Origin of the sequence: Pacificimonas pallii (assembly GCF_019204005.1) — a bacterium.
GTDB lineage: Bacteria > Pseudomonadota > Alphaproteobacteria > Sphingomonadales > Sphingomonadaceae > Pacificimonas > Pacificimonas pallii.
Genome location: NZ_JAGSPA010000001.1, coordinates 1 through 24,293 on the forward strand (window position 1 = coordinate 1; position 24,293 = coordinate 24,293).

A 24,293-nucleotide genomic window follows, 5' to 3' on the forward strand; every position below is an offset into this window, starting at 1 on the left:
GCGGAATGATCTCGCCATAGCCATTCGATGCCGTCAGCGGAATGATCTCGCCATAGCCATTCGACGCCGTCAGCGGAATGATCTCGCCATAGCCATTCGACGCCGTCAGCGGAATGATCTCGCCATAACCATTCGACGCCGTCAGCGGAATGATCTCGCCGTAACCATTCGACGCCGTCAGCGGAATGATCTCGCCATAGCCGTTCGATGCCGTCAGCGGAATGATCTCGCCATAACCGTTCGATGCCGTCAGCGGAATGATCTCGCCATAACCGTTCGATGCCGTCAGCGGAATGATCTCGCCATAACCGTTCGATGCCGTCAGCGGAATGATCTCGCCATAACCATTATTATCTAGTGGAATAATTTCGCCGTATTCATTCATATTTAGTGGAATAATTTCACCATAAGCCGCAGCGGAAGTGGCGAAGAGAGCTGCGGTCGCAGCAGTAACAATTTTAGCAAGTTTACGCATGACAGACGTCCCCGATTAGAGTTAACGGATAATTAACTCAACAACGTCTTAATGGCAAGAGGGGTTCCGAGTCGCTCCCGGTTAACCATTTGAGGTATTTGGAAGCGGCGGCTTTCTCTGCAGGAATCCGCTGGACTTCAGCCGCTTAGAAGAGACCGAGTATTTCGCTGGTGCAAATTGGCACGCGATTCACAAGCGCTCCCCAATTGTCTTGTCTCTGAATGGCCTATTCTTGCTACCAGAAGTTGGCGGCGCGCGTGAAGCCGGCACCATGTCCATCCAGGGCTTTCAAATGGCGCTGCTCGCGGACATGCTCGACAAGCTCTTCGAGTGGCATCGGCCGGCCGGTCAGGTAACCCTGCACGCGGTCGCAGCCCATGACACGCAGCAGCGCGAGCGCCGCCTCCGTTTCGATGCCTTCGGCAGTGACTTCCATGCCGAGACCGTGTGCCAGGTCGATCGACGAACGCATGAGCATGGGGTCATTGTGGCTTTTCGTTAATTCTGCCGAGAAAAGCCGGTCGATCTTCAGCTCCTTGGCCGGCACGCGTTTCAGATATGTCAGCGACGACATGCCCACGCCGTAATCATCGATGGACAGGTTGATACCGGCATCGACAAGCCGTTCCAGCCCCTCAAGAGCCGCATCGGGATCTTCGATAATGGCCGTTTCGGTAATTTCGAAAGCGACATTCCCGTGCCGGGTTTCAAGCCGCTTGATCGCCTCGGCGATGAACCTGGGATCTGAAATCAGGCCAGCGCTGATATTGACGCTCATGTCGACGTGCAGACCCAATTGCATCATCCTGCGCTGATCGATGACAGCGCGTTCGAGCGTCCACCAGGTCAGCGTCAGAATGTCGCCGCTGCGCTCCGCCAGCGGGATGAACTGGGCGGGACCAACCGCACCGCGCACCGGATGCGTCCAGCGGATCAAGGCCTCGACACTATCGACTTCATTCGTGCGGCATTTCATCTTGGGCTGATAGTGAAGCGAGACTTCGCCATTATCGAATCCGTGCCTGAGGTCCGCCAGCAGATCGCGCTCCGACCTGCGGAGCATCGCGGGCATCAAAGACGCGAAGGGCGCCATCCCCGCTTTCCTTCCCGCGCGCCGACCCGCGGCTTTCGCGATGGCGGCGTCGCTCAGCGGCAGCATCGCCGTTACCTCTTCCGCACCGATATCCTCTACATATCTTCCACCCGAAACGAGATGGACACCCGATGAAATGATTTTCCGCTCCACGTCCGCATCATCGATGGAAGCACACATGACGCGGCGACCGAGCAACGCATTGGCGTCGGCGCGCCATGCCAGCTTCGCCGCGGTCCATCCGGCAGGCAGCATCACGGCATCGGCATGGGCGCGCCGTCCAAGATCGCCATTGACGCGGATGAGAATGCCCTCACGGCGCAAAAGCGAAAGGCCCGCAGCCGTGCGCGACCAGGGGCGCAGGGCAGAGAGCGGAACAATGATCTCCAGCCGTGGAAACAGATCCCGGTCTACCCCCGAAAGCCACCTGCCCAGAAGTTTCGGCCTGCGCAGAAGGGCGCGCGGCAATCGCATGCCCAGCCGCAGCGCTGTCCAGCCAGCGGCGTCGGCAAAGGCGCGGCGCGAGGTCGCGGAAAAGGTGCGGAAACTGCTGTTCGCGGGAACAATGATGTCGACGCCCGCCAGGCCGCCATTGCGCGCATCCAGCCAGGGCCGGTAATTCAGCGGCGCGATGTCCGCGCCGACATCCTTGAAAAGCAGGGACGCACGGTGGTCGTCATGATAGTGCAGAACGAGACAGATCGCCGATCCCGCGGCGATAAACGCGCTGATTTCCGGATAGCCCGTCAAGGCCGCCATGATGATTGCGAGATTGGCAACCAGTGTCAGCACAAGATAAGCGCGCGGGATGGACGAGACGAGCGTCATGAAAACTCGCTACGACGTGCAGGTTAAAGAGAGGTAAGGATTCGCCCGCGGATGGCCCCGGGCAGTGGAGTTCGTTTGGGCAGGCAAAGGCAGCACTGGATGCGTGCGTTCAAAATGGTAGGAGCATGAGCCATGGAAAACCAATTCGACCTTACCGACGAACAGCGCGCCATTCAGGAAACGGCGCGCAAGTTCACAGCTGACATGATCACGCCGAGCGCGGCGGAATGGGATGAAACCCATCACTTCCCCCGAGAGGTGGTGAAGGCCGCCGCGGAGCTTGGCTTTGCCGCGATCTATGTGTCCGAAGATTCGGGCGGAATCGGCCTTGGGCGACTCGAGGCCGCGCTGATCATGGAGGCGATGTCATATGGCTGCGCCTCGACCAGTGCGTTCATATCCATCCACAATATGGCATCGTGGATGATCGACCGCTTCGGCAGCGATATCGTGAAGGAGAAATATCTTCCCGACCTTATCGGCTGCGACCGAATCGCCTCTTACTGCCTGACGGAGCCGGGATCTGGCTCCGATGCCTCGGCGCTGAAAACCACCGCCGTGAAAGACGGCGATCACTACATCCTGAATGGTTCCAAGCAGTTTATTTCCGGCGCCGGCGAGAATGAGGTTTATGTCTGCATGGTCCGCACGGGCGAAGCCGGGCCGAAAGGCATTAGCTGCGTCGTCGTGGAAAAGGACATGCCCGGCGTCAGTTTCGGTGCGAATGAGAAAAAACTTGGCTGGCATTCGCAGCCGACCCGGCAGGTGATTTTCGAGGATGTGCGGGTGTCGGCGGAAAATCTGGTCGGGGCGGAGGGCGAAGGCTTTCGCATCGCCATGATGGGTCTGGACGGCGGGCGGCTCAACATCGGTGCCTGCTCGCTGGGCGGGGCGCAGCGCTGCCTGGACGAAGCCATCAATTATACCAGGGAGCGCCAGCAATTTGGCAGGCCCATCGCCGAATTCCAGAACACGCAGTTCATGCTGGCCGATATGGAAACCGAATTGCAGGCCGCCCGCATGCTGCTCTACGTCGCCGCCGCAAAGGTCACCGCAAACGCCCCCGACAAGACCCGCTTCGCCGCCATGGCCAAGCGCCTGGCGACTGACACAGGGTCAAAAGTCGTCAATGACGCACTGCAGCTGTTCGGCGGCTATGGCTATTTGCAGGATTACCCCATCGAACGCTTCTGGCGCGACCTGCGTGTCCACTCGATCCTTGAGGGCACCAACCAGATCATGCGCATGATCGTCGGGCGGGACATGTTGCGGCAATAATCGAAGACCCTGATAATGACATCCGGCGCCATGTGCGGTTTCTTGTCTTCGCGACCCGCGTTTCGGCACATGCCGCTCGATCACATATATTCATTCCCGTTCCTTGTTTTAGAGAAGTCAAGATTATGACCTATGACACGATCAAGGTAGAGCGGCGCGGTGCCGTCACGCTCGTTACGTTCGACAGGCCCAAGGCGCTGAATGCGCTTTCCAGCGCGGTGCTGGCCGACCTGACGGAAGCCTTTGCCGCCTGTGATGCGGATGACAGCCAGCGCTGTCTGGTCCTGACGGGCAGCGAGAAGGCTTTCGCGGCAGGGGCGGACATCAAGGAGATGGCCCCGCAGTCGTTCGGTGACATGTACGGGTCGAATTTCTTCGCGGGCTGGGAGGCCGTGACCCGCACGCGCAAACCGTGGATCGCCGCGGTCGCGGGCTATGCGCTTGGCGGCGGCTGTGAAGTCGCGATGATGGCGGACATTCTGATCGCCGCCGACACCGCCGTCTTCGGCCAGCCGGAAATCAAGCTGGGCGTTATTCCGGGCATGGGCGGATCACAGCGCCTGACGCATGCCATTGGCAAGGCGAAGGCGATGGAGATGATCCTGACGGGCCGCAACATGAAGGCGGCCGAGGCGGAAGCCTCCGGCTTGGTCGCGAAAGTCGTTCCCGCGGATTCGCTGATCGACGAAGCGATGAAGATGGCGGAGACCATCGCCGCGATGCCGCCGCTGGCCGCGATGGCCGCGAAAGAAGCGGTGAACGGCACCTATGAGATGACGCTGGCGCAGGGCATCAATTTCGAACGCCGCGTTTTCCACGGCCTGTTCGGCACGGAAGACCAGAAAGAGGGCATGGCGGCGTTCAGCGAAAAACGCGCCGGAGACTTCAAGGGACGGTGAAGGGAAGCGTCCCCCATGTCACGGGGGAACTGGGGATGCCGCTGCGGCCTAGACCGCGCAGGGCGCGCTCCTGATCGTATAGTCGCTGCCCCAGCGGCGATACCCGCGCAGGCCGACGTCGATGTGGAATTTCTTCAGCTGGTAGATACCAAGACCGGCAGAGAGGTCGGCACCGCGCGCGTCGTGCCAGGCACAGAGGTGTTCGATCATATCGTCGCGGCTGAGCGCACCGATAGCAAAGACGTCGAATGCCCCGAATTCGCGGTGAACGCTGCGCGCCGCGCCGCCCGCACATTCGTTGAGCGTCGCATGGCGATAGCCCGATACGATCGACACCGGACCGATGCGCGGCACGATTTCGGTCTTCAGCACTTTGAGGCTGCGGAAAGCGCCGTCCCAAAGCTGCCTGTCAGGCAAGGCAAAGGGACTGGCCCGACATGAACGCCATGACAGCGCGGTCCGCAGGATTTGATAGGTGGGCACGACGCCCAGAAGGTCGCGTTTCGCCAGTTCCTCCTCGAACAAGCGGACCCGTTCCCGGTTGCCCGGTTCGCGCAGCCAGACGGCATATTCGTCCGCGCCCGGCTCCGCCGCCTGGGCCGCGCCCGACAGGCGCGCGCCGGAAATATCGCTGAAAGGCTGGCAGAGCGCCATCACCAGGCCTATTGTCATCAAAAGCCGTTTCATGTCGCATATTCATAGCGACCAAAGCTGAATGGGACAGGAACAAATGACAATAATCGCTTTCATCGGACTGGGGAACATGGGCGGCGGCATGGCCGCGAACCTGGTGAAGGCGGGTCATGACGTCCGGGCTTTCGACCTGTCGGACGATGCCCTGGCGGTGGCCGCCGCCGCCGGGTGCACGCGCGCCGCATCGGCGGCGGAGGCGGTGCGCGGTGCGGACGCCGTCGTCACCATGCTGCCAGCGGGCAGCCATGTGGCGGCTGTCTACAAGCATGACGTCTTTCCGGCGGCGAACCCGGACACGCTGCTCCTCGACTGCTCGACCATCGATGTCGGGACCGCGCGCAGTGTCGCGGGCGCGGCCGGGACAGCAGGCTTTCCGATGGTGGATGCCCCGGTGTCGGGCGGCATCGCGGCGGCGGCGGCGGGCACGCTGACCTTCATGGTCGGCGGCAGTCCGGGCGCGTTCGCGCGGGCGGAGCCGATCCTGTCCGCCATGGGAAAGGCCGTCATTCACGCCGGCGATGCCGGTGCGGGCCAGGCGGCGAAGATCTGCAACAATATGCTGCTGGGCGCGACCATGGCGGCAACCTGCGAGACGCTGGCGCTGGCGCAGAAGCTTGGTCTCGACCCGCAGACATTTTATGACATCGCCAGTGTGTCATCGGGGCAGAGCTGGTCGCTGACCTCCTATTGCCCGCTACCCGGCGTTGGCCCGGACAGTCCGGCGGACAGGGGCTATGCGGGCGGCTTTGCGGCTGCGCTGATGCTGAAAGACCTGAAGCTGGCGGCGGAAGCGGCACGGTCGGCCGACGCGGCGACGCCGATGGGCGGCCTGGCCAAGGAACTGTATCAGATACTGGTGTCCGCAGGCGAAGGCGCGCGCGATTTTTCCGCCATCATCGAAATGCTGAACGGTAGGCCCGCCGGACGGAAGCACGACTAGCGCGGCGATGTGAAGGTCGCGACGCGCCACAGATAGAAGGCCACCATCGCCGCGATCACGGCGAGCGACACCGGTCCCAGATACTGCTCGATCGCCTGATATTCGCCGCCCAGCTGATATCCGAGCCATGCGAGCGCCGCGTTCCAGGCGGATACGCCGATGAAGGTCAGCGGCAGAAACACCCTGAGCGGCATCGCGAAAATGCCCGCCGGGACGGATATGAGCGTCCGGATGGTCGGCACGCAGCGGCCGATCATGATGGCCCAGCGGCCGCCATGTTCGAACCAATAGTCGATGCGGTCGAGCTCTCGCACACCAATGGTGAGCCAGCGTCCGTGGCGCAGGACCAGTTCCCGCAGGCGCTCCTGACTGAACCAGCGGCCGACATAATACCAGAAGGTCATGCCGATCAGGGACCCGAGACTGCCCGAGACGATCACACCGGTGAGCGACAGGCCATTGCCCTGCGCCGCCGCATACCCCGCCAGTGACATGATGACCTCTGATGGAATGGGCGGGAACAGGTTTTCCAGAAACATCAGAAAGGCGATGCCGGAATATCCCGCCTGCGCGATAAGCTGTTCGATCCAGTCGGTCATTGCATGTCTCTTATGCTGGCGAAACCGGTGCGGCGGCGCCGACCTCGGGCCGTACTTCTAGCGATTGGCCTTTTGCCGCGATATCATTAACATGTGCGCGGTGTGCGTTTGGCTTCCCCCGGTAAAATGACACGGACCGCAGTGCCGCCCGGCGCGTCGGCGGTTCACCCTGTGCGCTTTCCCTGGGCCGCGCCCCTGATCGACTCGCTCGTGCGGGTGGACGGTGACCGCCTGCTGTATCGCGAGCCATTTTTTGGCGGCGACGTTGACGAAGCCGCATTCGCCGAGCTGGTCGCCTTCTGGCGCCGTTTGCAGAATCAAAACCGCGATATTGCGAAGACGGCGGGCATCCGCGCGTGGAAGCGCGAAACCATAAGCCGTTTTCTCTGGCATGACGGTGCCAAGGCAGGTGGCCGCCGCGCCATATGGCCAAGCCGGGCCGATGCTGAACCGGGTGACATACAGATCGAGGACGGCTTCATCCGCTCGCGCGGCCTTGGCGCGGAATTGAATGCGCCGCTGTCCATCGTGGTCGACGGGCGCGGCATCTATTACGATCCCTCCGGCCCGAGTGACCTGGAATATCTGCTGGAGCATGAGGACATCGGCGCGGCGCTCCGCACGCGGGCTGCGCAGCTGGCGGCGCGGATCGTCAGGGCCGACATCATCAAATATGGCGCGCGGGGGGAACCCGTGGATCTGCCGAAAGGCCGCCGTCTGATCCTGGTGCCGGGGCAGGTCGAGGATGACCGCTCGGTCAGGCTGGGCGGCGGGCCCCTCCAGAGCAATGCGGCGCTGCTGGCCGCCGTCAGAAACGCGCGGCCGGATGCCTGCATCGTCTTCAAACCGCATCCGGACGTCGAGGCCGGGCTGAGGTCAGGCGGGCCAGCACCCGGAGAGGCTGCGCAGCTTGCCGATATCGTCGTGCGCGATGCGCGGCTGACGTCGCTGTTCGCTGCCGTCGATGAAGTGCACACACTGACCAGCCTGACGGGGTTCGAGGCGCTGCTGCGCGGCCTGCCGGTGACGACATATGGCGTGCCATTCTACGCGGGCTGGGGGCTGACCGAGGACAGGGGCGCGGTGCCCGCACGCCGGACGCGGCGGCGCAGCTTGAACGAACTGATCGCGGCCACATTGATCCTGTATCCCCGCTATCTTGACCCCGTCAGCGGCCTGCCCTGCCCGCCCGAAGTGCTCGTCTCCCGGCTGGAGGGACAGGTGCCGACGCCGGTGACGGCCCTGACGCGCATCCGCCGCGCGCAGGGCAGGGTCACGGCGGCACTGAGGAAGCGGGCATGAGCGGGCGGCGTTTCCTGTTCCTGCAGGGGCCGCAGGGCGCGTTCTTTCGCAGGCTGGGCGCGCGCCTGTCGGCGGAGGGGCACAGGGTGCTGCGCATCAACCTGAATGCGGGCGACCGGCATGACTGGCCGCAGGGCCGCAGCGTCAGGTCCCGGCCTGAACGCTGGCCCGAAGAGGTCGCGGCGATCATGGCCGAACAGGGAACCACCGACCTTGTCCTCTACGGCGATTGCCGCCCCGATCACCGGCACGCCATCGAGGCGGCAAGGCGCAGAAATGCAGCCATCCATGTCTTCGAGGAAGGCTATTTCCGCCCCGGATTCATGACGCTGGAACAGGGCGGCGTGAACGGGTATTCGCCGCTGCCGCGCACGCCCTATGCCCTGCGTGCCCGCGCCGTTCAGCTATCCGCAATGCCCGCTGCGCCAGACCTGCCACCCTCGGGGCGAGAGAAGAGCTGGGGTACGTTCATGTATTATGCGCGCGCGCATATCGGGGCCGCGTTCCGGCGCTATCCATATCGCGGCTGGCACCGGGGCTGTGCGCCGCTGACCGAAGCGGCGGGATATTCGCGCCGCTGGCTGCGCCGGAAACGGGATGCGCACCTGACCGCGCAGGCGCGCGCGGCATGTGCGGGAAAGCGCTATTTCGTGCTGCCAATGCAGATGGATATGGACTTCACGCTGCGCACCCATTCGCCTTATGGCGGAATGACGGCGGCGCTGGCGGCGATCCTTCAGGATTTCGCCGCGAATGCGCCCGCAGACACATATCTGATCGTGAAGGTCCACCCCCATGACAATGGCCGCGTCGACTGGCTGCCGCAGGTGAAGGGCGCACGGATATTCTATTCCGCCGGCGGCGACCTGTCCGCCATGCTGGCACATGCGGCGGGGCTGGTGACAGTCAACAGCACGTCGGCGCTTGAGGCGCTTCAGCGCGGCGTTCCGGTGAAAGCCATGGGTACGGCGATTTACGATATTGCGGGCCTGACGCATGGCGGGGACCTGGCCAGTTTCTGGCAGGCGCCGGAGACGCCGGATGCCGGGCTGTACCGCGCCTTCGAAACGGTCGTGAAACACGATGCGCTCGTCGCGGGCGACCATGGCAGCGAGGCCGGGCTGGCGATCCTTGTCGAGGGGTCCGCCCGGAAAATCCTTGCCCCCGCGCGCGCATTCCCCGGCGATGAGAGGCTGTCGGCATGACGCAGCGGACCCTGAAGCGGCTGGGACCGGGCAGCAACGTCCTGACCCTGCCCGGTGCGCCCGGGCGCATGCGGGCCGCCCTGGCGCCTGCCCGTGGCGGGCCGCGCTTTCACCTGGACCTGTCCCGGCTGATGTCGCGCGTGCACCACCCGGCGCCGACCGGCGTCGACCGGGTCGAAATGGCCTATGCGACGCACCTGCCGCAGCTTCTTGGCAGTGATCTTGGCTATGTCGCGCGCCATCCGACGGGACTGTTCGGTGCCCTGCGCCCTGACGATGTCGCGCGCTTCCTCGACCGTGAGCAGGCGAAATGGGCGGGTGTGAGGGCTGCGGGATCGGGACACACGCTGAAAACACTGGCGGGTGCCGTGCCGCGCCTGGCCCCGCCCGGGCGCGGCGGGACGATGATCCTCGCCTCGCCCAGCAATCTGCACAATCGCGCACGTTTTCGCGCCATGAAGCGCAGCCTGGATGCGCGGCTGGTGGCGCTGGTGCATGACCTGATCCCGCTGACACATCCGGAATATGCCCGGCCCGACGGCGCAGCGAAACATGCCGCGCGCATGGAGACATTGCGGCTGGAAGCGGACGCGCTGGTAACGAACAGCGCATCGACGGCCGCAGCGCTTCACGCCTTCTGGGAAGCCGCGGATCACCCACCCATTCATGCGTCCCGGCTGGGCGTGGACATCCCCCGCCCCGGCGAGCCGACCACACGTGCCCGGCCCTATTTCCTGTGCGTCAGCACAATTGAGCCGCGGAAGAATCACCTGCTGCTGTTACAGGTCTGGCGGCATTTCGCGGAAACCCGCGCGCCCGAGGATATTCCCGAACTGCTGGTCGTGGGTCGCCGGGGGTGGGAGAATGAGCACATTCTGGACCTGCTGGAGCGCGGCCCCGCAACGCGTCCGCACGTGCGGGAGCTTGGGCCGCTGGCGGAGCCGGAACTGACGGCTCTGATGCGCGGCGCGCGCGCGCTGTTGATGCCCAGCTTTGCCGAGGGGTTCGGCCTGCCCGTCGCCGAAGCGCTGGCCGTGGGCACGCCGGTCATCGCCAGCAACCTGGCCGCGCATCACGATGCCGGCGGCGAGGTGCCGGAGTTCCTGAGCCCGCTGGACGGCGACGGCTGGGGCAGGGCGATCCTGGACTATATGACGGACGGCCCGCGCCGCGAAGCGCAGCGGGCGCGCATGGCGGACTGGCAGGCCCCGGCATGGGACGCGCATCTTGACACTGTCATCGCCGCCGCAGAGGCCGTGATGGCATGAATGTGATGACCCTGAACGACGCCTTCTCGATCCAGCGCAGCGTCGTTGGCGCGCTGATCATGCGGGAATTGCACACCCGCTATGGCCGCGACAATGTCGGCTATTTGTGGCTGTTCCTGGAGCCTGCGCTGCTGTCGCTGCTGGTGGCGCTTATCCACGTGGGCAACCCGAACAGCCCGGCAACGTCGATCGATCCCGTCCCCTTCGGCCTGATCGGCTATACCACCTTCATCATGTTCCGCGCCCTGTTCACGCGCGCCGATGCCGTGATCGAAACCAACACGCCGCTGCTATATCACCGGCAGGTGACGATCTTCGACATGGTGCTGGCACGCGGCCTGCTGGAGCTGGCGGCGACGATTGTCGTGCTCGCGGTGCTGCTGGGCGCGGCGACGCTGGCGGGAGCGGCGATGCCGCCTGCCCGGCCGCTGGCGCTGCTGGCGGGACTTGCCTGTCTGTGGATATGGTCGTTCGGCCTGTCCCTGCTGGTGTGCGCGGCCACGAACGAGAACCGCCTCGTGACCAAGTTCGTCCATCCGATCAGCTATATATTGCTGCCGCTTTCCGGCGCGTTCTACATGCTGGAATGGCTGCCGCAGCCATATCGGGACATCATGTCATGGTTCCCGATGACGCAGATGTTCGAGCTGATCCGGCATGGCCAGTTCGCGGGCGCGGAGGCGACCTATGTGCAGCCGGTCTATCTGGTGTTTTCCTGCATGGTCGTGCTGTTCCTGGGCCTCCTCGCCGTTCGCGCGGTTCGCAGACATGTGCATATCGGTTAAGGGCAGACGCGATGGACACGCAGACCCCGCCCTATTTGCTGACCGAAACCGAGGCACCGCCGCGGCGCAGCTGGGCGCGGCGCAACCGCTGGTTCATCGCGCTGGTGCTGGCGCCGACCGCCCTGGTCGCCGCGTGGCTGTTCCTGTTCGCGGCGGACCAGTATCGAAGCGAAACGCATTTCCTGATCCGTTCGTCGGACCCCGGCGGTTCGGGCATCGAAGTCGGCGGCCTTGCGCAGATGATCGGCATGGGCGGTGTTGGCGGACTGGGCGGCGGCAGCGGCGATGCGATCAGTGTCGCCGACTATCTCGATTCCCACGACGCCGTGGCCGCCGCTGATGAAAAGCTGGATCTGGTGAGCATTTTCCGCGCGCCGGAAGCCGACATGATCTCGCGCCTGTGGTCCGCCGACCCGGAAGCCGAAACACTGCTGCGGCACTATCGCCGAAAGGTGGGCGTCGATTACGATGTCGACACGGGCATCACGACGCTGACGGTGCAGGCCTACAGGCCAGAACATGCGCAAACGCTGGCCGCGACGCTGCTGGAACTTGGCGAAGAGCGCGTCAATGCGCTGAATGGCGCGCGCGAGACCGAACTGGTTGAGAGCACGCGTGCGCGGCTGGACGAGGCGAAGGCCGAGCTTGCCGCTGTCAATGGCCGCATGGCGCAATATCGCCGCGACGAACGCCAGATCGACCCGGCCCTGTCCGGGAAGGCAGGCACGGAACTGGTCGCGGCACTGCGCGGAGAACTGGCGTCGCTGCGCGCGCAGGAAGCAGCGATGGCGGGCGTGTCCCGCGACAGTCCGCAGCGCGTCGCCATGCGCCGCCGCATCGCCTCTGTATCGGGCGCGGTCACCGCCGCCGAAGCGCGCCTCAGCGGTACGGCACAGGGCGCAGTCGCCGCCGGAATCGGCATATTCGAAACGCTGCGCATGGAGCAGGAACTGGCAGCGCGGCGCTACGAGATGACAGCCGCCATGTATGACAAGGCGCGCGCCGATGCGCTGCGGCAGAATCTGTTCCTGGAGCGCGTTGTGCAGCCGAACCTGCCGGAACGCGCGCTCTATCCGGAGCGGTTCACCATCACGCTGACGCTCCTCTTCGGGCTCGCGCTGGCCTATGGAATTGGCTGGCTGATCCTGGCGGGCGTCCGCGAACACGCCGCCTGATTGCCGGCGCGGACAGGCGAATCTTGCCAAATGAGCGCGTCGTCGCCATATGCGCTGACGGAAGTCGGGCGGGTGCGGCACTCGCCAACCCGGTCAGGTCCGGAAGGAAGCAGCCGTAACGAATTCGTCGCAGGTCGTTCCGGCTTCCACCCAAAACGCAGCATGAGGCGATTGGCCCGCTGCACCTCCGGCTCCGCCGGTAGCGCTTGCCAAACCTGTACCCCGATCATCCTGAGCGCAGTCGAGGGACGCACCATGGTATCGCAGCAGCCTGAGTGCGTCCTTCGACTGCGCTCAGGATGATCAGGTTTTTTTTGGGGGGGGGTGCCTCATATGCCTAATCGGCCAACGAAGCGCTGACATTCCCGCGCCAAGCGCCTACACTCTTGCCATGTCCGACTTCAGTCTCGAATCGCCGCCCGCAGACGACGCGCCGCAGGAATATCGCGTCCTGGCGCGGAAATACCGCCCGACGCGTTTCGCCGACCTGATCGGGCAGGATGCGATGGTACAGACGCTGGGCAATGCGATTGCCAAGGACCGCATCGCGCATGCTTTTTTGATGACCGGCGTCCGCGGGGTCGGGAAGACCTCGACAGCGCGCCTGATCGCAAAGGCGCTCAACTGTATCGGCCCGGACGGTCGCGGCGGCCCCACCATCGATCCGTGCGGTGTCTGTGAACCCTGCAAGGCGATCACCGAGGGCCGCTTCATCGACGTCGTTGAAATGGACGCCGCCAGCCATACCGGCGTCGACGACATGCGCGATGTCATCGATTCGGTACGCTATGCCGCCGTTTCCGGCCGCTACAAGATCCATATTATCGACGAAGTCCACATGCTGTCGAAAAGCGCGTTCAATGCGCTTCTGAAAACGCTCGAAGAGCCGCCCGACCATGTGAAATTCATCTTCGCCACGACCGAGCTCAACAAGGTGCCCGTCACTGTCCTGTCGCGCACTCAGCGCTTCGACCTGAAGCGCATTCCCGCCGACCTGCTTGTCAGCCATTTCGCCGGCATCGCGGAAAAGGAAGGCGCCGGGATCGAGGAAGACGCGCTGCGCCTGATCGCCGCCGCTGCCGAAGGCTCGGTGCGCGACGGACTGTCGCTGCTGGACCAGGCGATTGCGCATGGAGCCGGGGAAATTACCGCCGAGGCCGTGCGCGCCATGCTGGGCCTTAGCGACCGGGGCCGCACGCGCGCTTTGCTTGCCGCGGTCCTGACGGGCGATTCGCAGGCGGCCTTGACCGAACTGAATGCGCAATATGAGCTGGGCGTCGCGCCGGATATGGCGATCGAATCCCTGCTGGAAACCGTGCACGCCATTACGCGCGTGCAAGTGGGCGCGCAGGTCGATCTCGTCATGTCGGCGGAGGGCCAAGAACAGCTTGGCGTGTGGGCGAACGAAATGAGCGCGGCGACGCTGCACCGGTTCTGGCAGCTGCTGCTGAAGGGCCTGGAAGAAGTGAAGCGCGGGACGATGGCCCTGCAGACGGCGGAAATGGTGCTGCTGCGCCTCATCCACGCCGCCGGCATGCCCGATCCCGGCGCCCTGATGCGCGCGCTCGAAGAAAAAACGGTGGATGTGCCGCTGGTCCGGAGCGAGCCGCCTTTGCCTGACGCGACACCGGCGCGCGCGTCGGCAAGCGCACCGGTCAGCGGGGCGACGGCTGACGACCTGAGCGTTTCCCCAGCGCCGCCGGAATATTCACCGCCGCTGGAAGCTTCCCTGTCCGCGCCAGCCCAGACCGCGATGATCAGCGGGAAACCGGTACCGGCGGACTACACGGCGCTGGTCGCGGCGGTCGAGATCGACGAGCCCATGCTGGGGGCCTGGTTATATGATGACGCCGCGCCGGTGACATTTGCGGGCGGCGAACTGGTGCTGACCGGCAAGCGCAATCCGGGGTGCATGGCCAGCCTCAACGCCTGGATGACCACCCATTTCGGTGACAGGCTGACCGCGCGTTTCGAGGATGGCGGCGACGCGATGACACTGCATCAGCAGGATGAGGCGCGCAGGGAAGCGGAGACGGCCGCCGTCCTGGCCGATCCCAATGTCCAGCGTGTGTTTGCCGCGTTTCCGGATGCCGAACTTACCGACTATACGCTACAGGACACCAATTCCCGCGGGGACGAACGAAGGACAGCCCGATGAAAAACATGGACGACATCATGCGCGCTGCGCAGAATGTGCAGGAAGAACTGCAAAAGGCGCAGGCGAAACTGGATGATATCCATGTCGAGGGACAGTCCGGCGGCGGGATGGTCATCGTCAAGGCGACCGCGAAGGGCCGCATCACCGGCGTTACCATCGACCCGTCCCTGATCGTTCCCGGCGACAAGGAAATGCTGGAAGACCTGATTGCCGCCGCGTTCAACGACGCGAAGGAGAAGGCCGACCGCGCCGGTCAGGCGGAAATGGAGAAGATGTCGAGTGCCCTGCCACTGCCGCCGGGCTTCAAGCTGCCATTCTGAGGGTCAGCGGGCGCGTCGATACTGCACCCGCATGAATTCGCGCCAGCCGTCCTCGGTCAAAACCCAGTCGGTGACGATCAGCGTGCCGTCCTCCCCCATACGGTATTCCGAACGGCCACGCTCGGTTTGCGCCTCGCCCCAGTGCGTTATGAGGGTGCGATCCTGCCAGACCGCGTGTAGCGGGTGAAGTGAACCGTTGGTGTCGATCCAATATCCGGACAGATCGTCATCGCCCATCCGGTAGACGCCCTGTCCCATGAAAAGCCTGGCGCCGCCGTCCGCCGCGCGCACGTCATATTCGAGGTTCATCTGCGTTTCGTGGAGGCCCGGCATCCAGCGAAGCGTGCATTTCGCGGGCGTCCCCCACGCGTCGCAGTCCGAATGCCAGTCTCCCGTCAGTGCTTTCGGGCCGTCTTCCGCCGTCTGGGCGACACCCGGGACCGCCGCCCCCAGAACGAGCGCGAAAGCGACTGCGCGAGCCGTGTGAAGAATTGTCATTTCGATTCCTTTTCCTTCGGTGATGCGATGCGGCAAATCGGGACATGTATGTCCGTCCTTAGCGAGGCTTCGGCGGTTTCGCCGGGGTCGTCGACATAGTGAAACACCGTCGGACGATCGGCGAGGATCAGGTCGCTGCGACCGAGAATCATGCGGTAGATGATGTCGACTGTACCCGGGAGCGCCCGGTAGCTACCGATGTGCCGGGCGCGCAGATGCTCGCCGCCCGCGACAGTCATGGCCTCCGCGCCTGCCGGAACGGCCGCGTCACCCGCGCGCAGCCGAAACCCGCAATCGAAGACGGGCCTGCCGTCGACGCCGCCCTCCAGATCGTCATGCGCGCGGCCGATAATTGCGGTAACGCCTTGCGTGCCGCCAAGCGCGCTCGCCAGCGCGGAGAAAGTGCCGGCGACATCGGGATAGAGCGCCTCGGTCCTGACGGCGACGATTTCAAATGGATCGAAGCGTGCAATTTCAATCGCCAGCAGGCGTGGCCCCGCTTCACCGCCTGCCATCTCGACATGCGCGAGCCGTTCGACGAGCCGGGCGAGGATATGAGGTTCGTTTCGCAATTCGCTTGCCGTCTTGCCCGTCTGCATCTTCAGCGCCTTCGCAAAAGACTGGCTGGAGCCATAGCCCGCCAGAAAGGCGGCGTCGGTAACGCTCCGCTCCCGCCGCTGCAGCGCGTTTGTGCCGCGTGCCAGCCTTAATCGCGCGAGAGCCTGGGCGCAGGTCTCGCCCGTCACAATGCGAAAAACGCGGTGAAAGTGGAATTTCGAAAAGGCCGCCGCGCCGGCAAGTTCGTCGAGGCTGGGCGGCGCATCCTCGTCAGCCATCCGTGTCGACATCAAATCGACAGCACGTTCGATCCTGTCCCTGACGTCGCTGCGCATAGCCGTGCCTACCTTACCATCCTGCCGAAGGGCAGCATAACACCCGTTCGCACCGCGCGGCGTGTCCGGTCTTGCGCTTTGGCTTACATGCCCAGGCAGCTGTCCTGCCCGTCGCCATCGACGATCGGGATCCAGCGTTCGATGCGGCTGGCGTAGCGCGTCGTATAGGGGCCGGGGTTCGACGCACTGCGGCCGACGGGGTCGGGCAGGATGGCAGCCAGGCGCGCGGCTTCGCGGCGGGTCAGATCCTTCGCGCTCTTGCTGAAATAATGACGGCTGGCGGCCTCGACCCCGTACACGCCGGCATCGAATTCCGCGACATTCAGGTACACTTCCATGATGCGGTGTTTGCCCCAGGCCAGCTCGATCAGTCCGGTGAAATAGGCTTCCAACCCCTTGCGGACCATATTGCGCCCGGGCCAGAGGAAGACGTTCTTCGCGGTCTGCTGGGATATTGTCGAGGCACCGCGCAGCCGGCCGCCCTGCTCGTTCTTCTGCATGGCCTTTTCGATGGCCTCGACATCGAAACCCCAATGTTCACAGAATTTCGCATCCTCCGCGCCGATGACGGCGCGCGGCATATTGGGGCTGATCCGGGACATGGGCACCCAGTCCTTCGTCACGCCGGTGCCGCTGGTCCAGTCCCGGACCATGATGCTGGTCGCCGGAACGGGGACGAACCGGTAAATTCCGGCCCAGACAAGCGTGAGGAGAAAGACAGTGAGGATCATCTTGCCGAGGAAACGAAACGGCCGGAAGCCGCGCTTTCTGGCACGCTTGCCCGCCGATCGCCGTTTACGTTTTGCCATTGAAACTCTGTCCCTGCCCACCCGTCATTCCCGCGCACGCGGGAATCCAGTCAGGGGGGTGTCGCCTCTTGGGATCGATTCCGCAACTGGATTTCCGCGTGCGCGGGAATAAGTGCAACACTCCGAGCTAAATCATCCTGAGCGCAGTCGAAGGATGATTGGGGCTGGAATTTTGCGGCTGGGCATTCCCCGCCGGAACAACAAGAAGCCCCGCCGGTGCGTTTTGCACCGACGGGGCGTTTTCGTTCACGTCAATCGCGGTCTATGCGACCTCGAGCAGATTCCGTTCCTCGGCCAGCTCGGTCATCGCTTTCTGAAGCTTTTCAAACGCACGCACCTCGATCTGGCGCACACGCTCGCGGCTGATGTCGTAAACCTGGCTCAGTTCCTCGAGCGTCTGCGGGTTTTCCGTCAGGCGCCGCTCCGTGATGATATGCTTTTCGCGGTCATTCAGCGTGTCGAGCGATTCGGCCAGCAGGGCGGAGCGCACATCGGCTTCCTGGGCATCGGCGACAATCGCGTCCTGTAACGGCTCGTCATCTTCCAGCCAGTCCTGCCATTCCGAATCGCCTTCGTCGGCGCGCAGCGGGGCATTCAGGCTGGTGTCGCCGCCGCGCATCATGCGGCGGTTCATGGAAATGACCTCTTCTTCCGTGACCTTCAGATCAGTGGCGATCTGCTTCACGTCATCAGGGTGCATGTCGCCATCTTCAAAGGCGTCGATCTGGCTTTTCATACGGCGCAGGTTGAAGAACAGTTTCTTCTGCGCGGCGGTTGTGCCGATCTTCACCAGGCTCCACGAGCGCAGGATGAATTCCTGGATAGAGGCGCGGATCCACCACATCGCATAGGTCGACAGGCGGAAGCCCTTGTCGGGCTCGAATTTCTTGACGCCCTGCATCAACCCGACATTCCCCTCGGAAATCAGGTCGGCCGTCGGCAGGCCGTAACCACGATAGCCCATTGCGATCTTCGCAACGAGACGCAGATGGCTGGTCACCATGCGGTGCGCCGCCTCGCGGTCGCCATGTTCCTTGTAGCGCTTGGCGAGCATATACTCTTCCTCTGGCGAAAGCACCGGGAATTTCTTGATCTCGCTCATGTAGCGATTGAGCGACGTGCCGCTGCCGATGGCAGGGATGGTCGCGGGGACAGTTTTGTTCGCCATATTGGCCTAACTCCTATTTTGCGGACCCTATCAGGCATCCGCGCCTAATTTCACGTTCGTCCCAAGATACGGCGACGATACATGGTCTCACTCATATTAATGAACGGATAGCGCCGCCACGAGTTCCTGCATATCGCGGGGAAGCGGGCTTTCGAAAGACAGTATTTCTTTACTTGAGGGATGCTCAAATTGCAAGGATTTTGCGTGAAGGGCCTGCCGCTCAAAGCGCAGCGCAGACAATAGCTTTCCCTGAGAACCGCCACCTTTTCCACCATATAGCGGGTCACCAAGCAGCGGAAAGCCTTTCGCCGACAGGTGGACGCGGACCTGATGCGTGCGGCCCGTTTCCAGCCGGCATTCGATCAGTGCGGCATTCCGTAGCGGCTGGATGGTGCGGTAATGCGTCACCGCGTGCTTGCCGCGGCCATCTTCAAGCACCGCCATCTTCTTACGATTCTTTGGCGAGCGGCCTATATTTCCCTCGATCCTGCCCGCGGGCGGCACCGGACGATCGCGCGTGATCGCAGCGTAGAAACGGCCAACGCTATGCGCGGCGAACTGCGCGGCAAGCGCCATGTGCGTCGGTTCCGTTTTCGCGGCGACCAGCAATCCCGACGTATTCTTGTCGATCCGGTGCACGATGCCGGGCCTGCTGACACCGCCAATGCCGCTCAGCGTTCCGCCGCAATGGTGCAGCAGAGCATTGACCAGCGTACCATCGGGATTGCCCGCAGCGGGGTGAACCACAAGTCCCGCCGGCTTGTCGATGACGATCAGGTCGTCATCTTCATAGACCACTGTCAGGGGGATATCCTGCGGCCGCGCGCGCGCCGGCGTCGGCGCGGGGATCGCGATGTGGAAGCGTTCCCCGACCTGCACCTTTCGCGAGGCGCTGCGCTCCGGCCCGGACGCCCCGGTGACCGCGCCTTCCTTCAAAAGGGCCTTTAGCCGTTCACGGGACAGTTCGGGCACGGCAGCGGCCAATGCCCGATCGAGCCGTTCCCCGGCGCTGCCCAGGGGGATGGTGATTTCCAGGTTCGACTTGTCAGATGGCATAGGGCAGGACTTCGGGCATGGAATGGCAAATCGCAAGGGAAGCTCTGCAGGTCGCGCGCGATCATGCCGTCAGTGCGTACCCTGACGAGGCGTGCGGCCTGCTGCTGGGGCGCGTTGGAGACGCCGAAGGGGTTCAGGTCATTGTGGAAACACGGCCCGCGCAAAACATCTCTCCCACGCCCCGCCGGGCATTCGAGATCGATCCTGCGGCCCTGTTCCAGGCTCAGCGCGGTGCGCGGCAGGGCGGACCGCGGCTTTTGGGATATTATCATTCCCATCCTGACGGCGACCTGCAGCCATCGCCGCGCGATGCCGACGGCGCCGCGCCCGACGGCATGCTATGGCTGATCCTTGCAGGCGAAAAACATGCCGCATATCTTGCCGGACCTGCCGGGTTGCATAACAGGTTCTTAACCATCAGCCTGCATGAAACAGAGGGATAAGTCAGCTGGCACAGGGCATCGTCAAATGGTTTGATCGCAAAAAGGGCTTCGGTTTCATCAGACCCGATCTCGGCGCGATCGATGTATTCGTACATGTATCGTCCCTGTCCAGCGGAGACGCCGAAGCCCTGAAAGAAGGCGATCGCGTCCAGTTCGAACTGACCCAGGCACGCGATGGGCGGGTCAGCGCGTTTGACGTTACCATGGTCGCCGCCGCCTGAGCTTCGTATAGCCGGTGAGGGATAAAAACCGTTTCGAGTGCGTTTTGATGAAGTAGGACCGCCCTTGCTTCCTCCCCCGGGAGCAGGGTTCTTGAGGAGAAACCGACATGAACGCAGCTGAATTTGCCAGTCTGCTCTGTTCTCGACTGTGCCATGATCTGGTGAGCCCCGTGGGCTCGCTTTACAATGGCGTCGAACTGCTGGCGGACGAAACCGATCCGGACATGCGGGCCCGCTGCATGGAAATGCTGGCGGACAGCGCGCGGCAGACAGCGAACAAGCTGAAATTCTTTCGCCTGGCATTTGGCGCTGCGGGCGGCTTTGGCGACAATATCGACACGCGCGAGGCACAGGCCGCGCTTGAGGGCCTGTACGCCTCCGACAAGCGGGTCGAGGTGAACTGGTTGATGGAAGGCCACGCGCTGCCCAAGGGCGCCGTGAAAATGCTGCTCAACCTCGCCATGATGGCGGGCGATGCGCTGCTGCGCGGCGGCACGTTGCAGATCGCCAGCGAAGCCCAGGGGGACAGGATTGAAGTCGCCGTCCGCGCCGAGGGGCCGCGGATTCTCCTGGATGAAAGCCTGAAAGCCGTGCTGACCGGAGACAGCGATGTCGATAATCTGACGCCGCGCGCAGCCGGAGCCTATCTGGTGCACCTGCTGGCGCAGGAGTCGGGTACGGCCGTGCAGATTTCGGAGACCGAAGGCTCGCTGGTGTTCGGTGTGACGCTATCCGCCTGACGATCATCGCCGCTTGAGCGGACAGGCCAAAGAGGTCGCCGTCTCCTAACTTCATCTTAACCATCCCTTGCGCAAGACGACCTGGCAAAGACTGGGACAAACATGCGAAATGGATGATCTGTTACCTGACTTCCTGGTAGAGACGGCGGAAAACCTTCAGCAGGTCGATAATGAGATCGTGCGCTTCGAGCGCGAGCCGTCGGACGTGGAGGTACTCGCCAATATTTTCCGCATGGTGCACACCGTGAAGGGATCGTGCGGCTTCATCGGCCTTCCGCGTCTGGAACAGCTCGCCCATGCCGCCGAAACGCTGCTTGGAAAGCTGCGTGACGGTACCCTGAAGGCAAATCCGGCCATCGTTACCGAAACGCTGGCTGCCATTGATGCGATCCGCATCATCACAGCGGCGCTTGCAGAAACCGGCAAAGAGCCTGAGACCGACAACGCCGAACTGATCAACCGACTGGAAGCCCTCGCGCGGGGCGAGACTGTGGATGGGGCACCAGCCGAGGCACCGACCGCCGCCGCCAGCAATGACATGGCATCGCAAAGCATACGCGTATCCGTCAGCCTGCTCGAGGAACTGATGACCAGCGTGTCGGAACTGGTGCTGACGCGCAACCAGCTCATGCAGGAACACAAGCAGGCCGGTCATGACGAAATGGACCCGCCGCTTCAACGGCTGTCGGCGCAGATCTATCGCCTGCAGGACAGCGTGATGCGCACGCGCATGCAGCCGATATCTGGGGCGTGGAATGTCCTGCCGCGTATTGTGCGGCAACTTGGCATCGACCTCGACAAGTCCATCGACCTGGTAATGGAGGGCGGCGAAACCGAGCTCGACCGGCAGATGCTGGAAATGATCAAGGACCCCCTGACCCATATGGTCAGGAATTCGGGCGATCATGGCATAGAAACGCGTACCGCGCGTCTTGCCGCCGGCAAGCCGCCCGCAGGGACCATCCACCTGTCCGCGGCGCAGGAGGGCGGACATATCACGATTGACCTGTCGGACGATGGCTGCGGCCTCAATCTTCCGAAGCTGAAGGAAAAGGCCGTCGAGCATGGCGTCCTGACATCGGCGCAGGCGGACGAAGCGTCCGACATGCAGCTGGCGCGCCTCATCTTCATGCCCGGCATGTCGACGGCGAAGGAAGTCACGCAGATCTCCGGGCGCGGCGTCGGCATGGACATCGTCCGCGCGAATATCGAAAAGATCGGCGGCACCATCGAGGTCGATACCAAGATGGGCGAAGGCACGCGGTTTCGTATCCGGATCCCGCTTACCCTCGCCATCATGCCCGCGCTGATCATCGGCGTGGGGCCTGAAAAGGCGCGCGCGCATTTCGCCATTCCCCAGATCGCGGTGGCGGAGCTGGTGCGGACGGACGCCGACAGCGAGCACAGGGTCGAGACGGTCGCGGGTGCCCGCGTGATACGCCTGCGCGGCCGGCTGCTTCCCCTGATCGATCTTGGCCACACGCTCGGCATGCCGGGCGGGGCGACCGATCACGTTCTCATCATCCGCGGGGCCGGTAATGAATATGGCGTCCTGGTCGATGAGGTCTTCGATACCGAAGAGCTGGTGGTGAAGCCGGTTTCCCACCCCCTCGCTGGTCTTAGCCTTTATGCGGGCAACGCGATCCTGGGCGATGGTCAGGTGATCATGATCCTTGACGCCAACGGTCTCGCCGAGGAGCTTGGCAGCGAAACGCAGCGCGAAGCGGATGCGCTGGCGAATATGGATCAGGAATCCAAGGCGCCGCTGCCGATCGCGAAGGACGCGATCCTTATTTTCAAAGCCGGCGGAAGGCCGCATCCGCGCGCCGTGCCGCTGGCGCTGGTTTCACGCATTGAGGAAATTCCGGCGGACGCGATCGAATGGTCCGGGAAACATGCCGTTGTCCAGCTGCGTGACGAGCTGGTGCCCGTCGTCTGTCTCAATGGCCGGTACACGCCAATTGAATCTGGAAAGCAGGCCGCACTGATCTTCGCGGATCATGGCGAAATTATTGCCCTGGCCGTCGATGAGGTCGTGGATATCATCGAAGCCAATGTCGCACTCGAACTCTGCTCGGACGACCCCGAACGGCTCGGTACAGCCGTGGTCGCGGGCAAGGCCACCGAACTGATCGACGTCGCGCACCTTTTCACGGTCGACATGCCAAAACGCGGCGCGTCGACAAGGCGCGATGGCGCGGCAACCGGCGCGCGGGTCCTTGTCATCGACGACAGCCCTTTTTTCCGCAACATGCTCACCCCGCTGCTGAGCGCGGCCGGATATCAGGTCAAGGCCGCCGCGTCGGTGGATGACGCGCTTTCGCTGCGCGCCGCCGGGGAGACGTTCGATCTCATCCTGAGTGACATCGAAATGCCCGGCAAAAGCGGTCTCGATTTCGCCAGAAATATCCGTTCCGGCGGCAGCTGGTCGGACCTGCCCCTCGTCGCGCTGTCCTCGCTCAGCGACGAACAGGATATGGAGGCCGGGCTACAGGCCGGCTTTGACCGTTACGTGGCGAAATTCGATCGCAAGCGTCTGCTTGAACTCCTCGAAGAAAGTGTGAAACTTGACGAGGAGGCAGCCGCATGAGCCAGCTTGTCAATATGAAACTGGCCGGTACCAGCCTTGGCATCGACGTGAAAGCCGTTCAGGATGTGGTGCGCCTGGGCAGCATCACGCCCGTGCCCCGTGCAGCCGACTGGATTGCCGGGATGATGAACCTGCGGGGGCATATCGTGACGGCGATCAACATGCGCGCGCGCATGAACCTGCCTCCCGCCGACCCCGATGCACGGCAAATGTGCGTCGTCGTCAATCTGGGGCCGGAAGCCTATAGCCTGATCGTCGATTCCGTCGGAGAGGTAATCTCCGTGACCGAGGATCAGCGTGAACCGGAACCCGCCACGCTCGATTCCCACTGGCGCAGCGTATCGCGCGGTGTGGTGCGTCTGCCCACACAGCTTCTGATCGAAATCGATATCGAACATCTGATCCGGGGAAAGTTCAATGAAGCCGCTTAACCGCCCGGAAACCATCTGCTGTCAAACAAGTGTTTCAACGAAAGAAAGTCCAGATTCATGAGTTCCTGCCTGATTGTCGACGACTCCAAGGTCATCCGCAAGGTGGCCCGCCGTATCCTGGAAGATTTCCAACTGGACATCGATGAGGCGGGTGACGGTCAGGAGGCGCTGGATCGCTGCGGCACGTCGATGCCCGATGTCATCTTCCTGGACTGGAACATGCCGGTCATGGGCGGCATGCAGTTTCTGAAGAACCTGCGCGCGCAGGACGTCGAAAAACAGCCTACCGTCATTTTCTGTACAACCGAAAACGACATGTCCCATATTCGCGAAGCCATGGAAGCGGGCGCGGACGAATATATCATGAAGCCGTTCGACCGTGACATTATCGAAGCCAAGCTGAACCAGGTCGGCGTCATCTGATTT

General features: G+C 63.2%; 25 protein-coding genes and 1 other RNA gene. 17 read left to right on the forward strand and 9 right to left on the reverse strand.

The genetic code is table 11. From position 1 onward, the window contains the following. Both KCG44_RS00005 and KCG44_RS00010 read right to left on the reverse strand, forming a co-directional pair. Positions 1-385: hypothetical protein (locus tag KCG44_RS00005; RefSeq protein ID WP_218443417.1), on the reverse strand; the 385-nt coding region annotated here is incomplete at its 3' end. Between the two features lie 325 nt (positions 386-710). Next, positions 711-2,396, reverse strand: coding sequence for an EAL domain-containing protein (locus KCG44_RS00010; RefSeq protein WP_218443418.1), 1,686 nt, complete (start codon positions 2,394-2,396; stop codon positions 711-713). Positions 2,397-2,528: 132 nt separating this feature from the next. On the opposite strand from KCG44_RS00010, the gene KCG44_RS00015 reads away from it, so the two are divergent. Both KCG44_RS00015 and KCG44_RS00020 read left to right on the forward strand, forming a co-directional pair. Further along, positions 2,529-3,674 (forward strand): acyl-CoA dehydrogenase family protein, encoded by a 1,146-nt coding sequence (locus tag KCG44_RS00015; protein WP_218443419.1) that lies wholly within the window; start codon positions 2,529-2,531, stop codon positions 3,672-3,674. Between the two features lie 125 nt (positions 3,675-3,799). Then, on the forward strand, positions 3,800-4,573 hold the full coding sequence (locus KCG44_RS00020; protein WP_218443421.1) for an enoyl-CoA hydratase-related protein: 774 nt from the start codon (positions 3,800-3,802) through the stop codon (positions 4,571-4,573). 48 nt (positions 4,574-4,621) lie between these two features. Here KCG44_RS00020 and KCG44_RS00025 read toward each other — a convergent pair whose 3' ends face one another. Further along, positions 4,622-5,260 carry a D-Ala-D-Ala carboxypeptidase family metallohydrolase gene (locus KCG44_RS00025; protein WP_218443422.1) on the reverse strand — a complete coding sequence of 213 codons (639 nt, stop codon included), beginning with the start codon at positions 5,258-5,260 and terminating at the stop codon, positions 4,622-4,624. 43 nt (positions 5,261-5,303) lie between these two features. Here KCG44_RS00025 and mmsB point away from each other — a divergent pair, with 43 nt between their 5' ends. Continuing rightward, complete coding sequence (gene mmsB, locus KCG44_RS00030; RefSeq protein WP_218443423.1) at positions 5,304-6,206, forward strand: 3-hydroxyisobutyrate dehydrogenase; 903 nt, start codon at positions 5,304-5,306, stop codon at positions 6,204-6,206. Here the strand turns inward: mmsB and KCG44_RS00035 are convergent. Further along, on the reverse strand, positions 6,203-6,805 hold the full coding sequence (locus KCG44_RS00035) for a DedA family protein (RefSeq protein ID WP_218443424.1): 603 nt from the start codon (positions 6,803-6,805) through the stop codon (positions 6,203-6,205). The genes mmsB and KCG44_RS00035 overlap by 4 nt on opposite strands. A gap of 126 nt (positions 6,806-6,931) precedes the next feature. Here KCG44_RS00035 and KCG44_RS00040 point away from each other — a divergent pair, with 126 nt between their 5' ends. The 8 genes from KCG44_RS00040 (at position 6,932) to KCG44_RS00075 (ending at position 15,018) form a co-directional block, all read left to right on the forward strand. Then, a complete protein-coding gene (locus KCG44_RS00040) occupies positions 6,932-8,107 on the forward strand; it encodes a capsular polysaccharide export protein, LipB/KpsS family (protein WP_218443425.1) in 1,176 nt (391 codons plus the stop codon). Continuing rightward, the gene (locus KCG44_RS00045) at positions 8,104-9,312 is read left to right on the forward strand and encodes a capsule polysaccharide biogenesis protein (RefSeq protein WP_218443427.1); all 1,209 of its coding nucleotides are present in this window, start codon (positions 8,104-8,106) and stop codon (positions 9,310-9,312) included. Before KCG44_RS00040 ends, KCG44_RS00045 begins: the two co-directional genes overlap by 4 nt. Continuing rightward, positions 9,309-10,580: a glycosyltransferase family 4 protein gene (locus tag KCG44_RS00050; protein WP_255536231.1), complete on the forward strand. Its 1,272-nt coding sequence runs from the start codon at positions 9,309-9,311 to the stop codon at positions 10,578-10,580. Before KCG44_RS00045 ends, KCG44_RS00050 begins: the two co-directional genes overlap by 4 nt. Next, complete coding sequence (locus tag KCG44_RS00055; RefSeq protein ID WP_218443428.1) at positions 10,577-11,365, forward strand: ABC transporter permease; 789 nt, start codon at positions 10,577-10,579, stop codon at positions 11,363-11,365. The genes KCG44_RS00050 and KCG44_RS00055 overlap by 4 nt, the downstream gene beginning before the upstream one ends. Positions 11,366-11,376: 11 nt before the next feature. Further along, positions 11,377-12,540, forward strand: a complete 1,164-nt coding sequence (locus tag KCG44_RS00060) for a KpsE/RkpR family capsule polysaccharide export protein (RefSeq protein WP_218443429.1) — start codon at positions 11,377-11,379, stop codon at positions 12,538-12,540. A gap of 56 nt (positions 12,541-12,596) precedes the next feature. Next, an RNA gene (gene ffs / locus KCG44_RS00065) (signal recognition particle sRNA small type) lies at positions 12,597-12,694 on the forward strand. A gap of 237 nt (positions 12,695-12,931) precedes the next feature. Continuing rightward, positions 12,932-14,698 carry a DNA polymerase III subunit gamma/tau gene (locus KCG44_RS00070; protein ID WP_218443431.1) on the forward strand — a complete coding sequence of 589 codons (1,767 nt, stop codon included), beginning with the start codon at positions 12,932-12,934 and terminating at the stop codon, positions 14,696-14,698. Beyond that, the gene (locus tag KCG44_RS00075; RefSeq protein ID WP_218443433.1) at positions 14,695-15,018 is read left to right on the forward strand and encodes a YbaB/EbfC family nucleoid-associated protein; all 324 of its coding nucleotides are present in this window, start codon (positions 14,695-14,697) and stop codon (positions 15,016-15,018) included. Before KCG44_RS00070 ends, KCG44_RS00075 begins: the two co-directional genes overlap by 4 nt. A gap of 3 nt (positions 15,019-15,021) precedes the next feature. Here the strand turns inward: KCG44_RS00075 and KCG44_RS00080 are convergent, their stop codons facing one another. The 5 genes from KCG44_RS00080 to KCG44_RS00100 form a co-directional block, all read right to left on the reverse strand. Then, a complete protein-coding gene (locus tag KCG44_RS00080; protein ID WP_218443434.1) occupies positions 15,022-15,516 on the reverse strand; it encodes a hypothetical protein in 495 nt (164 codons plus the stop codon). Continuing rightward, the gene (locus KCG44_RS00085; RefSeq protein WP_218443436.1) at positions 15,513-16,409 is read right to left on the reverse strand and encodes an AraC family transcriptional regulator; all 897 of its coding nucleotides are present in this window, start codon (positions 16,407-16,409) and stop codon (positions 15,513-15,515) included. The genes KCG44_RS00080 and KCG44_RS00085 overlap by 4 nt, the downstream gene beginning before the upstream one ends. Positions 16,410-16,492: 83 nt before the next feature. Continuing rightward, positions 16,493-17,218: a monofunctional biosynthetic peptidoglycan transglycosylase gene (gene mtgA / locus KCG44_RS00090; protein ID WP_218443438.1), complete on the reverse strand. Its 726-nt coding sequence runs from the start codon at positions 17,216-17,218 to the stop codon at positions 16,493-16,495. A 262-nt stretch (positions 17,219-17,480) separates the two neighbouring features. Further along, positions 17,481-18,386, reverse strand: a complete 906-nt coding sequence (gene rpoH, locus KCG44_RS00095; protein WP_218443439.1) for an RNA polymerase sigma factor RpoH — start codon at positions 18,384-18,386, stop codon at positions 17,481-17,483. 96 nt (positions 18,387-18,482) lie between these two features. Further along, the gene (locus tag KCG44_RS00100; protein ID WP_218443440.1) at positions 18,483-19,442 is read right to left on the reverse strand and encodes an RluA family pseudouridine synthase; all 960 of its coding nucleotides are present in this window, start codon (positions 19,440-19,442) and stop codon (positions 18,483-18,485) included. 17 nt (positions 19,443-19,459) lie between these two features. On the opposite strand from KCG44_RS00100, the gene KCG44_RS00105 reads away from it, so the two are divergent. The 6 genes from KCG44_RS00105 (at position 19,460) to KCG44_RS00130 (ending at position 24,290) form a co-directional block, all read left to right on the forward strand. After that, on the forward strand, positions 19,460-19,885 hold the full coding sequence (locus KCG44_RS00105; RefSeq protein ID WP_218443441.1) for a M67 family metallopeptidase: 426 nt from the start codon (positions 19,460-19,462) through the stop codon (positions 19,883-19,885). 17 nt (positions 19,886-19,902) lie between these two features. Continuing rightward, positions 19,903-20,106: a cold shock domain-containing protein gene (locus KCG44_RS00110; RefSeq protein ID WP_369411924.1), complete on the forward strand. Its 204-nt coding sequence runs from the start codon at positions 19,903-19,905 to the stop codon at positions 20,104-20,106. Positions 20,107-20,213: 107 nt separating this feature from the next. Continuing rightward, the gene (locus KCG44_RS00115; RefSeq protein ID WP_218443443.1) at positions 20,214-20,846 is read left to right on the forward strand and encodes a histidine phosphotransferase family protein; all 633 of its coding nucleotides are present in this window, start codon (positions 20,214-20,216) and stop codon (positions 20,844-20,846) included. Between the two features lie 109 nt (positions 20,847-20,955). Then, the gene (locus KCG44_RS00120; RefSeq protein WP_218443444.1) at positions 20,956-23,436 is read left to right on the forward strand and encodes a hybrid sensor histidine kinase/response regulator; all 2,481 of its coding nucleotides are present in this window, start codon (positions 20,956-20,958) and stop codon (positions 23,434-23,436) included. Next, the gene (locus KCG44_RS00125; RefSeq protein ID WP_218443445.1) at positions 23,433-23,867 is read left to right on the forward strand and encodes a chemotaxis protein CheW; all 435 of its coding nucleotides are present in this window, start codon (positions 23,433-23,435) and stop codon (positions 23,865-23,867) included. Before KCG44_RS00120 ends, KCG44_RS00125 begins: the two co-directional genes overlap by 4 nt. 57 nt (positions 23,868-23,924) lie before the next feature. Then, positions 23,925-24,290 carry a response regulator gene (locus tag KCG44_RS00130; RefSeq protein WP_218443446.1) on the forward strand — a complete coding sequence of 122 codons (366 nt, stop codon included), beginning with the start codon at positions 23,925-23,927 and terminating at the stop codon, positions 24,288-24,290. The last annotated feature ends 3 nt before the right edge of the window (positions 24,291-24,293 follow it).